Origin of the sequence: Streptomyces sp. NPDC059695 (assembly GCF_042733785.1) — a bacterium.
Lineage (GTDB): Bacteria > Actinomycetota > Actinomycetes > Streptomycetales > Streptomycetaceae > Streptomyces.
Genome location: NZ_JBHWFF010000027.1, coordinates 87,031 through 96,733, shown reverse-complemented (window position 1 = coordinate 96,733; position 9,703 = coordinate 87,031). Strand labels below are relative to the sequence as shown.

Genomic DNA, 9,703 nt, shown 5'->3' with positions numbered 1-9,703 from the left:
GCGGGTCCAGGCGCGGAACGCGGAGGCGCCGCTAGAGGGCGCCGTCCCGTGTGCCCACCCGTCCCGCCCCAGCGGGACGATTGCCCACACGGGCAGCGGGCGAAGGCCCACACGGGCAGCGGGCGAAGGCCCACACGGGCAGCGGGCCCGGCAGGGCTACGCCCGCCAGGGGAGTTCCACCGTCACCGTCGTCGGCCCGCCCGCCGGCGAGTCCACCGCCAGCACCCCGTCCACCGCCCCGACCCGCTCCGAGAGCCCCGCCAGGCCCGAGCCGCCGCCCGAGCCGCCGCCCGGGACGCCCGCGCCGCCCACACCGTCGTCCCGCACCTGGAGCATCAGCCGGTCCCCGGTCCGCCACACGTCGACCCAGGCGCGCCGGGCGCGCGCGTGCCGGCTGACGTTCTGGAGGAGCTCCGAGACCGTGAAGTACGCGATGCCCTCGATCGCCGGCACCGGCCGCGCCGGCAGGTCCACGTCCACGGACACCGGGACCGCGCACCGCGAGGCCACCGCCGACAGCGCCGCGTCGAGCCCCCGGTCGGTGAGGACGGCGGGGTGGATGCCCCGGGCGAGGTCCCGCAGCTCCTGGAGGGCCAGCTTCACCTCGCCGTGCGCCTCGTCGACGAGGACCGCCGCCGCCTGCGGGTCCCGCGCCAGCTTCTCCTTCGCGAGCCCCAGGTCCATGGCGAGCGCCGCGAGCCGGGCCTGGGCGCCGTCGTGCAGGTCGCGCTCGATGCGCCGCAGGTCGGCCGCGGCGGTGTCGACGACCACGCCCCGGTCCGACTCCAGCTCCGTGACGCGCGAGGCGAGGCGCGACGGGCCGAGGAGCCCGGAGACGAGCAGCCGGTCGACGGAGACCAGCCCGCGCAGCACCCACGGCCCGATGAGGACGAACACGAGCCCGATCAGGCTGGTCACGGCGATCTCGAAGGGCGCGTCGAGGTAGAAGGAGTGGGTCGCGTCGCCGTACAGCTGGATCCCGTCCTGCCCCACCCACGCGGGGAAGGTCCACTGCCACAGCGGGTACGTGAAGAAGCTCCAGCCCCAGGCCCACAGCGCCACCGTCACCGAGAACGAGAACACCGCCCACGGCATGTGCAGGATCGCGTACAGCAGGTGCCGCCACGACGCACCGCTCTTCAGCATGGCCCCCATCCAGGAGAAGGCCCCGCCCGTCCGCCCGCGCACCGGCTCCGGCGCGGCCACGTCGAAGTCGAGGAGCGCGCGGGCCCTGGTCCGCTCCACCGCGCCGAAGCCCCGGCACATCGCGAGCGCCCCGGCCAGGACCGGCACACCGAGGAAGGTGATGAGCAGCCCGGCGCCGGCCGAGACGAAGGAGACGGAGAGCGCGAACCAGAGCACGCTCAGCGGCAGCCCGATCAGCACGTAGCCGAAGGCGCGCCAGGTGCGGGCCTCGAACGGCGCGCGGATCGCGGCGGGGAGTCGGGGGGAGGCGGCCATCACGGTGTTCCTTGTCTGCTCGGAGCGTTTCCGGGGGTGTGGGCGGTACGAGTTCCAGGGTTCCGTCCCGCGCCCCGCCGGACCATGAGGCGGGTGGGCGTCCGTGGGCGGGGGTTTTCCCTACCTGCCGGAGGTCTTCGCCGTCGGCCGGGACCGCCACGGGAGCTCCGCCGTGACCGTCGTGGGACCGCCCTCGGGGGAGTCGAGGACGAGCAGCCCGTCGACCGCGCCGAGCCGCTCGGCGAGCCCCGCGAGCCCCGTGCCGCCGTCGAAGCGCGCCCCGCCGGCCCCGTCGTCCCGGACCTGGAGCATCAGCCGGTCGCCGGAGCGCCAGACCTCCACGGAGGCGGACCGGGCGCGCGCGTGCTTGGAGACGTTCTGGAGCAGCTCCGACACCGTGAAGTACGCGATGCCCTCGATCGCCTCCGCGGGCCGCTCCGCCAGGTCCACGTGCACCTTCACCGGCACCGTGCAGCGTGCGGAGACGGAGGAGAGCGCCGCGCTGAGCCCCCGGTCGGTGAGGACGGCCGGGTGGATGCCCCGGGCGAGGTCCCGCAGCTCCTGGAGGGCCAGCTTCACCTCGCCGTGCGCCTCGTCGACCATCGCCGCGGCGGCCTCCGGGTCCTCCAGGAGCTTCTCCTTCGCCAGACCGAGCCCCATCGCCAGGGCCACGAGCCGGGCCTGGGCGCCGTCGTGCAGGTCGCGCTCGATGCGCCGCAGGTCGGCCGCGGCGGTGTCGACGACCACGCCCCGGTCCGACTCCAGCTCGGCGATCCGCCGCTCCAGCTCGTCGGAGGGCGAGAGCAGCCCCCGGACCATGCCCCGGTCGCCGTTGGCCAGGCCGCGGGCCAGGAAGGGGAGGACGGGCCAGAGCACCAGGAGCGAGACCAGACCGACGGTGAACGTGACGATGCCCCAGGGCAGCCGGATCAGCCCGTACAGCTGGGTCCGCCAGGCCACCGGGTCCTTCAGCCGGGACCACAGCCAGCCGAAGAAACCGCCGCGCGACGGCAGCGGCGAGGGCTCGGCCACCTTCAGTCCGAGCAGCGCGCGGGCCCGCGCCCGTTCCGACCGGCCGACGAGGCGGGCGCCGCTGAGGCCGAGGGCGAGCAGCGGCAGACCGATCACGGTGACCGCGAGGCCCACGCCGAGGGCGACGCTGACCACCGCGTAGACGAAACCGGCCAGCGCGGTGAAGAGGTTGGAGAGGAGGAAGGCGATCTCCTTCCAGGTCTCCTTGCCGTAGGCGAGCCGCAGCGGCGGACGAGGGTTCTCGGCGGAGTCGGCGGAGCCGGACGACTCGGGGGACTCGACGGGATCAAGATCGGCGCTCATGGTCCCCAGACTGCCGGTCGGGGAGGGCGCGACGCCATGGGGGAGGTGGGTGAGCGGAAGGGGGGATATCCCCACCGGCACGGACGCTCGCGTACGTACCGGCAGGTAGCCGCGTAGGCCACCGCGACTGCTTACGGTCCCTTTAGCAGGGCCTAGACTCGCGTCCGTATAGAAGTGACTCATGAGACACCGAGACCGAGGGGCGGACGTGCGGGAACCGACCGTTGTCGCGGCCGACGCGGCGGACTACTTCCAGACGTACTCCGTCGTAGGGCTGCTCGCCGTCATCGGCGTGCTGTTCGTCGCCGTGGCGTTCGGCGCGGGCCGGCTGCTCCGGCCCGTCGTGCCGACGCCCGAGAAACTCCTCACCTACGAGTGCGGTGTCGACCCCGTGGGGGAGGGCTGGGCCCACACCCAGGTCCGCTACTACGTGTACGCCTTCCTCTACGTCATCTTCGCCGTCGACTCGATCTTCCTCTTCCCCTGGGCGACGGTCTTCGCCGCGCCCGGATACGGCGCCACGACCCTGGTCGAGATGTTCGTCTTCCTCGGCTTCCTGGCCGTGGGGCTGCTCTACGCGTACAAGAAGGGCGTCCTGGCATGGATGTGACACCCCTGCCCGCTCCGAAGCTGGGGCCGCTCGCCCGCCTGGCCCCCGAGCCCATGAAGGTGGTCCTGAACTGGGGCCGCCGCTACAGCCTGTGGGTCTTCAACTTCGGGCTCGCCTGCTGCGCGATCGAGTTCATCGCCGCGTCGATGGCCCGGCACGACTTCATCCGCCTCGGCGTGATCCCCTTCGCGCCGGGCCCGCGCCAGGCCGACCTGATGATCGTCTCCGGCACGGTGACGGACAAGATGGCGCCCGCGGTGAAGCGGCTGTACGAGCAGATGCCCGAGCCGAAGTACGTCATCTCCTTCGGTGCCTGCTCGAACTGCGGCGGCCCGTACTGGGACTCGTACTCGGTCACCAAGGGCGTCGACCAGATCATCCCCGTCGACGTCTACGTGCCGGGCTGCCCGCCGCGCCCCGAAGCGCTGCTCCAGGGCATCCTCAAGCTCCAGGAGAAGATCGCCCGCGAGAGCCTGGCCGAGCGGTACGCGACCGCTCCCTCGGTGGCGCAGCTGACGAGCCCCCTCGTCGAGCGGCCGGACCCCGCGGCGCCCGGAGGCACGGCATGACCGGCTACGACTCCCTCCCCGACGCCGTGACGGAGATCTTCGGCGAGGAGGCGACGGCGGAGCAGGCGTACGACCTGCTGACCGTCGACGTCCCGCCGGCGTCCTGGCTCACGGCGCTCACCACGGCCCGTGACGACCTGGGCTGCACGTACTTCGACTGGCTGAGCGCGGTCGACGAGCCGGGCACCGGCTTCCGCGTCTGCGCCCACGTGGTCGCGCTCGGCGAGGGCCGGCCGCGCCGGCTCCTGCTGCGCACCACCGTCCCGCACGACGCACCCGTCCTGCCGACGGCGATCGGGGTGTACGCGGGCGCGGGCTGGCACGAGCGCGAGACCCACGAGATGTTCGGCGTGGACTTCGAGGGCCACCCGCACCTCGTCCCCCTCCTCCTCCCCGAGAACTTCGAGGGCCACCCGCTGCGCAAGGACTTCGTCCTGGCGGCCCGGGTCGCCAAGGCGTGGCCGGGAGCGAAGGAGCCGGGCGAGTCGCACGACGGCGGCCCGAAGCGCCGCCAGATGCTCCCGCCGGGCGTCCCGGACCCCAACGAATGGGGCCCCCTGAAGGGCCAGCTCCCCCCGGCCCCCGCCCGCCCGGCCCGCGGCGCGGCCGGCGACCGCCCGGCCCGAGCGGCGGCGGGCGACCGCCCGGTCCGCCGCACCCGCACGGCCACGGAGGGCTCGGCGAGCCAGACGGCCCCGGAGCCGGGCGCCGCCCCGGCCCGCCGCGCCCGCTCGGCGTCGGAGGGCTCGGCGAGCCAGGCTGCCCCGGAGGCGGAGGGCGCGACGGAGGCCCCGGCGTCCCCGGCCCGTCCGCCGCGCCGTTCCCGCTCGGCGTCCGACGGCTCGGCCAGCCAGGCGGCCCCGGCCGACGGGCAGGCGGCCCCGGAGACGGACGCCCCCGCGCCCCGCGCGTCGGCCGCCACCCCGCGTACCCGCAGCTCGGACGCCCCCTGGCACCACGCCCGGCCGGCCTTCGAGGAGCCCCCGACGGCACCGGAGCCCCCGGCCGAGCCCGGGACCCGGACGGGACCCGCTGCTCCGGCCGAGTCCGCGACTCCGGCGACGTCCGCCGCCCCGGACGCCGGTGAGGCAGCCAAGACCGAGGCCACCCCGGAGACGGGGCCCGCCGCCCCGGCCCAGGACCCGGCCCCCGCGCCGAACGCCCCGGCCCAGGACCCGGCCTCCCCCGCGGAGCGCCCGGCCCAGGACGCGGCCCCCGAATCCGACGCCCCGGCGGACACCGCCCCGCAGGGCGACCGTGACGGCGACGACCACCCCACCCACCCCGCCGGAGGCGATCCCGCGTGAACGACGCACTCGACGTCGCCGTCCGCCTGCTCATCGTCTTCGGCGTCTTCCTCGTGCTGCCGCTCGTCGTCGGACAGACCGAGCACAAGGTCATGGCGCACATGCAGGGCCGCCTCGGCCCCATGTACGCGGGCGGCTTCCACGGCTGGGCCCAGCTCGTCGCCGACGGCGTGAAGTTCGCGCAGAAGGAGGACGTGGTCCCGAAGGACGCGGACCGGCGGATCTTCCAGCTCGCGCCGGCCGTCGCCCTCCTCCCGTACCTGCTCGTCCTCGTCGCGATCCCGATCGGCCCGGGCGAAGGCGCCGTCGGTCAGGTCGTCGACGCCGGCATCTTCTTCGTGCTCGCCGTCATGGGCGTCGGCGTCCTCGGCTCGCTCATGGCCGGCTGGGCCTCCGCGAACAAGTTCTCGCTGCTCGGCGGTCTCCGCACCGCCGCCCAGCTCCTCGCGTACGAGCTCCCGATGCTGCTCGCCGCCGCCTCCGTGGCGATGGCCGCCGGCACCGTCTCGCTGCCCGGGATCCTGAACGCCTTCGAGTGGTGGTGGCTGCCCTGGCAGATCATCGGCGCGCTCGTGTTCTTCGTCGCCGGCCTCGCCGAGCTCCAGCGGCCCCCGTTCGACATGCCGGTCGCCGACTCGGAGATCATCTTCGGCGCGTACACCGAGTACACCGGTCTCCGCTTCGCGCTGTTCCTGCTCGCCGAGTACGCGGGCATCGTCGTCCTCTGCGGTCTCACCACCGTCCTGTTCCTCGGCGGCTGGCACGGCCCCTTCGGCGCCGACGGCCTCGGCTGGGTCTGGACCCTCCTCAAGACGGCCGTCCTCGCGTTCGTCGTGATCTGGCTGCGGGTGAGCTATCCGCGCCTCCGCGAGGACCAGCTGCAGAAGCTCGCCTGGACGACCCTCGTCCCGCTCGCGCTCGCGCAGATCGCACTCACCGGCATCGTGAAGGTGGCGATCCAGTAATGCCCATCCCCGGCTCCGGCCTCGCCAAGGGCCTCGCCGTCACCCTCCGCACGATGACGAGGAAGACCGTCACCGCGCAGTACCCGGACGTGCAGCCCGAGCTGCCGCCCCGCACCCGCGGGGTCATCGGCCTGTTCGAGGAGAACTGCACGGTCTGCATGCTGTGCGCCCGTGAGTGCCCCGACTGGTGCATCTACATCGACTCCCACAAGGAGACGGTGCCGCCCGCCGCCCCCGGCGGCCGCGAGCGCAGCCGGAACGTCCTCGACCGCTTCGCCATCGACTTCTCCCTCTGCATGTACTGCGGGATCTGCATCGAGGTCTGCCCCTTCGACGCGCTGTTCTGGTCCCCCGAGTTCGAGTACGCGGAGACCGACATCCACGAGCTCACCCACGAGCGCGACAAGCTCCGCGAGTGGATGTGGACGGTCCCCGAGCCGCCCGCGCTCGACCCGCACGCGGAGGAGCCGAAGGAGATCGCCGCGGCCCGCAAGGCGGCGGAGAAGGCCGCCGCCCAGGCGGCCGCCGAGGCCGAGGCCGCCGCCCAGGCGCAGGCCCAGGAGGACCAGCAGTGACCCTCGCAGCACAGAGCGCCGGCTTCCTCTCGCCCACCGGCGTCGAGATCGCCTTCGTCCTCGTCGGCCTCGTCACCCTCGGCGCCGCCCTCGTCACCGTCACCACCCGCCAGCTGGTGCACGCCGCCCTCTGGCTGGTCGTGGCGCTCGGCGGGCTCGCCGTCGAGTACCTCCTCCTGACCGCCGAGTTCATCGCCTGGGTCCAGGTCCTGATCTACGTCGGTTCCGTCGTCGTCCTCCTCCTCTTCGGTCTCATGCTCACCAAGGCCCCCATCGGCCGCTCCCCGGACGCCGACTCCGGCAACCGCCCGGTCGCCCTCGCCGTCGCGCTGGCCGCCGCGGCCGCCCTCGTCTGGGTCGTCGTCGACGCCTTCCGCACCACCTGGATCGACCTCGACGGACCCGCCCAGGGCTCCACCGCCGTCACCGGCGAGTTCCTCTTCCAGCACTGGGTGCTGCCCTTCGAGGCGCTGTCGGTGCTGCTCCTCGCCGCCCTCGTCGGCGCGATCGTCCTCTCCCGGAAGAAGAAGGAGGACGAGAACTGATGCACCTCGCCTACCCGGCCGTCCTCGCCGCCCTCCTCTTCGCCGTCGGCCTCTACGGCGTCCTCGCCCGCCGCAACGCGATCCTGGTCCTGATGTCCGTCGAGCTCATGCTCAACGCCGTCAACCTCAACCTCGTCGCCTTCGACGTCTGGCTCCGCGACACCCTCCACGCCGGCCAGGCGCTCACCCTCTTCACGATCGCCGTCGCCGCCGCCGAGATCGGCATCGGTCTCGCCATCGTCCTGATGGTCCACCGCAACCGCGGCACCGCGGACGTCGACCGTCTCCGCGACACCAAGGAACAGCCGTCCGCCGAGGAGAAGGCCGAGGCCGCCGCGTGACCACGACCACCCTCGCCGTCCTCGTCCCCCTCCTCCCCTTCCTCGGCTCCGCCGCCGGACTCCTCCTCGGCCGCACCGCGCCCGGCTTCGTCCGCCCGCTGGCCGTGCTGCCGACCCTCGCCGCCGCGGTCCTCGCCGTGCTCGTCGCCGCCCGCCAGGGCGGAGGGCCGGCGATCGACGCCTCCACCCTGTTCACCCAGACCGGCTCGGTCCCCATCGACCTCAGCCTCCACATCGACGGCTTCGCCGCGCTCGTCGCCGTCCTCGTCGGCGTCGTCGCGACCTGCGTGCAGATCTACTCGACCGGCTACCTCCGCGACGACCCGCGCTACCCCTCGTACGCCGCGCTCGTCTCCCTCTTCACCTCCGCGATGCTGGTCGTCGTCTACTCCGGCGACCTGATGGTGCTGCTGGTCGGCTGGGAGGTCATGGGCATCTGCTCGTACTTCCTCGTCGGCCACTACTGGGAGACCCCCGAGGCGCGGTCCGCCTCCCTGAAGGCCTTCCTCGTCACCAAGCTCGGTGACGTCCCCTTCCTCATCGGACTCTTCGCGCTCGCCACCGACGCGGGCACCTTCCAGATCACGGGCGTCCTCGGCGCCGTCGCGCACGGCGGCCTCGACCACCCCACCCTGATCGCGCTGCTGCTGCTCGCCGGTGTCGCCGGCAAGTCCGCGCAGTTCCCGCTCCACACCTGGCTCCCCGACGCCATGGCCGGCCCCACCCCCGTCTCCGCGCTCATCCACGCCGCGACGATGGTCGCCGCCGGCATCTACTTCACGGCCCGGCTCCTCCCGGTCTTCGCCGCCTCCGCCGCCGCGATGACCGTGCTCGCCGTGATGGCCGCGATCACGATGGTCGGCTCGGCGCTCGCCGCCCTCGCCCAGGACGACATCAAGCGCGTCCTCGCCTACTCGACGATCGGCCAGCTCGGCTACATGGCCGGGGCCCTCGCCGTCGGCGACCGGGGCGCCGCCGTCTTCCACCTCGTCTCGCACGGCGCGTTCAAGGCGCTGCTGTTCCTCGCCGCCGGCGCGGTCATCCACGCCGCCGGCACGAACTCGCTGACCGCCATGTCCCGCATGAGCGGCCTCGCCCGCCGCATCCCCGACGCGTACTGGACGATGACCGTCGCCCTCCTCGCCCTCGCCGCGATCCCGCCCTTCGCCGGCTTCTTCTCCAAGGAGGCCGTCCTCGTGGCCGCCGAGCACACCGCGCTCGGCGAGCGGGACGTCGCCCCCGCCGGGGCCGGCTGGATCGTCCTCGTCGCCGGACTGCTCACGGCCCTGCTGACCGCCGCGTACGCGCTCCGCCTCTGGCTGCGGACCTTCCGCGGCCGCGGCGCCGAAGCCCCGGACCACGGGCGCCAGCCGATCGCCATGACGAGCGTCCTGTGGGTCCTCGCGATCCCCTCCCTCGGCTTCGGTCTGACCGTCACCTACCTCGACGACTGGTTCGACGGACACCCCCTCACCCCGACCCTGACCACGGCCGTCCTCGGCACGGGGCTCGCCGTCGCCGGAGCCGCCGTCACCTACGCGGTCTGGCGCACCCTCGCCGCCCGCACCCCGGTCGCGGCCCCCGTCCCGCACGTCGCCCACCCGGACGCCGAGGCGGGGCAGGTCGAGGCCGAGGCGCTGCACCTGCCGCACCCCGCCGAGGACCCGGCCGACCCCGGGCGCGTCCTGCTCGGGCCGCTGCACGGACCCGCCACCGACGGCTTCCACCTGGACGCCGTCTACCGGACCGCCTTCGTCCGCCCCGTCCTCGCCGCCGCCTCCCTGGTCCGCTTCCTGGACCGCGAGGTCGTCGACACCTACGTCCGCGCCGCGGGGGACAGCGCCAAGGGCCTCGGATGGCTCGTCCGGCGCGCCCAGACCGGCAACGTGCAGACCTACCTGAGCGCCCTGCTCGCAGGCTCCGTCGTCCTGGCGATCGTCGCCGTCGCCCTCGCCAACGCCGCCGCCGGAGCGTGAGCCGTGATCGATATCAGCG

Annotated in this window: 10 protein-coding genes; 8 read left to right on the top strand and 2 right to left on the bottom strand. The window is 73.9% G+C overall.

Annotated elements, in window-relative coordinates; genetic code table 11:
- Nucleotides 1–156: 156 nt before the first annotated feature.
- Together ACFV2S_RS28845 and ACFV2S_RS28840 are read right to left on the bottom strand one after the other, a co-directional pair.
- The gene (locus ACFV2S_RS28845) at nucleotides 157–1,461 is read right to left on the bottom strand and encodes a sensor histidine kinase (RefSeq protein ID WP_385565000.1); all 1,305 of its coding nucleotides are present in this window, start codon (nucleotides 1,459–1,461) and stop codon (nucleotides 157–159) included.
- A gap of 120 nt (nucleotides 1,462–1,581) precedes the next feature.
- Nucleotides 1,582–2,796 carry a sensor histidine kinase gene (locus ACFV2S_RS28840; protein ID WP_385564997.1) on the bottom strand — a complete coding sequence of 405 codons (1,215 nt, stop codon included), beginning with the start codon at nucleotides 2,794–2,796 and terminating at the stop codon, nucleotides 1,582–1,584.
- Between the two features lie 181 nt (nucleotides 2,797–2,977).
- On the opposite strand from ACFV2S_RS28840, the gene ACFV2S_RS28835 reads away from it, so the two are divergent.
- Genes ACFV2S_RS28835 through ACFV2S_RS28800 form a run of 8 tightly spaced genes read left to right on the top strand, consistent with a single transcriptional unit; the run spans nucleotide 2,978 to nucleotide 9,684 of the window.
- On the top strand, nucleotides 2,978–3,406 hold the full coding sequence (locus ACFV2S_RS28835; RefSeq protein WP_383789964.1) for an NADH-quinone oxidoreductase subunit A: 429 nt from the start codon (nucleotides 2,978–2,980) through the stop codon (nucleotides 3,404–3,406).
- Entirely contained in the window at nucleotides 3,397–3,975 is a 579-nt protein-coding gene (locus ACFV2S_RS28830; protein ID WP_383789961.1) for an NADH-quinone oxidoreductase subunit B, read from the top strand. The genes ACFV2S_RS28835 and ACFV2S_RS28830 overlap by 10 nt, the downstream gene beginning before the upstream one ends.
- The gene (locus tag ACFV2S_RS28825; RefSeq protein WP_385564993.1) at nucleotides 3,972–5,282 is read left to right on the top strand and encodes an NADH-quinone oxidoreductase subunit C; all 1,311 of its coding nucleotides are present in this window, start codon (nucleotides 3,972–3,974) and stop codon (nucleotides 5,280–5,282) included. The genes ACFV2S_RS28830 and ACFV2S_RS28825 overlap by 4 nt, the downstream gene beginning before the upstream one ends.
- On the top strand, nucleotides 5,279–6,247 hold the full coding sequence (locus ACFV2S_RS28820; protein ID WP_385564990.1) for an NADH-quinone oxidoreductase subunit H: 969 nt from the start codon (nucleotides 5,279–5,281) through the stop codon (nucleotides 6,245–6,247). Before ACFV2S_RS28825 ends, ACFV2S_RS28820 begins: the two co-directional genes overlap by 4 nt.
- Nucleotides 6,247–6,822, top strand: coding sequence for a NuoI/complex I 23 kDa subunit family protein (locus ACFV2S_RS28815; RefSeq protein ID WP_385564987.1), 576 nt, complete (start codon nucleotides 6,247–6,249; stop codon nucleotides 6,820–6,822). Before ACFV2S_RS28820 ends, ACFV2S_RS28815 begins: the two co-directional genes overlap by 1 nt.
- Entirely contained in the window at nucleotides 6,819–7,367 is a 549-nt protein-coding gene (locus ACFV2S_RS28810) for an NADH-quinone oxidoreductase subunit J (RefSeq protein WP_383789951.1), read from the top strand. Before ACFV2S_RS28815 ends, ACFV2S_RS28810 begins: the two co-directional genes overlap by 4 nt.
- On the top strand, nucleotides 7,367–7,708 hold the full coding sequence (gene nuoK, locus ACFV2S_RS28805) for an NADH-quinone oxidoreductase subunit NuoK (protein ID WP_383789949.1): 342 nt from the start codon (nucleotides 7,367–7,369) through the stop codon (nucleotides 7,706–7,708). The genes ACFV2S_RS28810 and nuoK overlap by 1 nt, the downstream gene beginning before the upstream one ends.
- Nucleotides 7,705–9,684 carry an NADH-quinone oxidoreductase subunit L gene (locus ACFV2S_RS28800; protein WP_385564984.1) on the top strand — a complete coding sequence of 660 codons (1,980 nt, stop codon included), beginning with the start codon at nucleotides 7,705–7,707 and terminating at the stop codon, nucleotides 9,682–9,684. The genes nuoK and ACFV2S_RS28800 overlap by 4 nt, the downstream gene beginning before the upstream one ends.
- Nucleotides 9,685–9,703: the final 19 nt, after the last annotated feature.

What these genes read in the sequence shown, in the direction of transcription:
- ACFV2S_RS28815 (WP_385564987.1), top strand. Translation starts at nt 6,247, where the DNA reads ATGCCCATCCCCGGCTCCGGCCTCGCCAAGGGCCTCGCCGTCACCCTC.
- ACFV2S_RS28845 (WP_385565000.1), bottom strand. Translation starts at nt 1,461, where the DNA reads ATGGCCGCCTCCCCCCGACTCCCCGCCGCGATCCGCGCGCCGTTCGAG.
- ACFV2S_RS28840 (WP_385564997.1), bottom strand. Translation starts at nt 2,796, where the DNA reads ATGAGCGCCGATCTTGATCCCGTCGAGTCCCCCGAGTCGTCCGGCTCC.
- nuoK (WP_383789949.1), top strand. Translation starts at nt 7,367, where the DNA reads ATGCACCTCGCCTACCCGGCCGTCCTCGCCGCCCTCCTCTTCGCCGTC.
- ACFV2S_RS28830 (WP_383789961.1), top strand. Translation starts at nt 3,397, where the DNA reads ATGGATGTGACACCCCTGCCCGCTCCGAAGCTGGGGCCGCTCGCCCGC.
- ACFV2S_RS28835 (WP_383789964.1), top strand. Translation starts at nt 2,978, where the DNA reads ATGAGACACCGAGACCGAGGGGCGGACGTGCGGGAACCGACCGTTGTC.
- ACFV2S_RS28825 (WP_385564993.1), top strand. Translation starts at nt 3,972, where the DNA reads ATGACCGGCTACGACTCCCTCCCCGACGCCGTGACGGAGATCTTCGGC.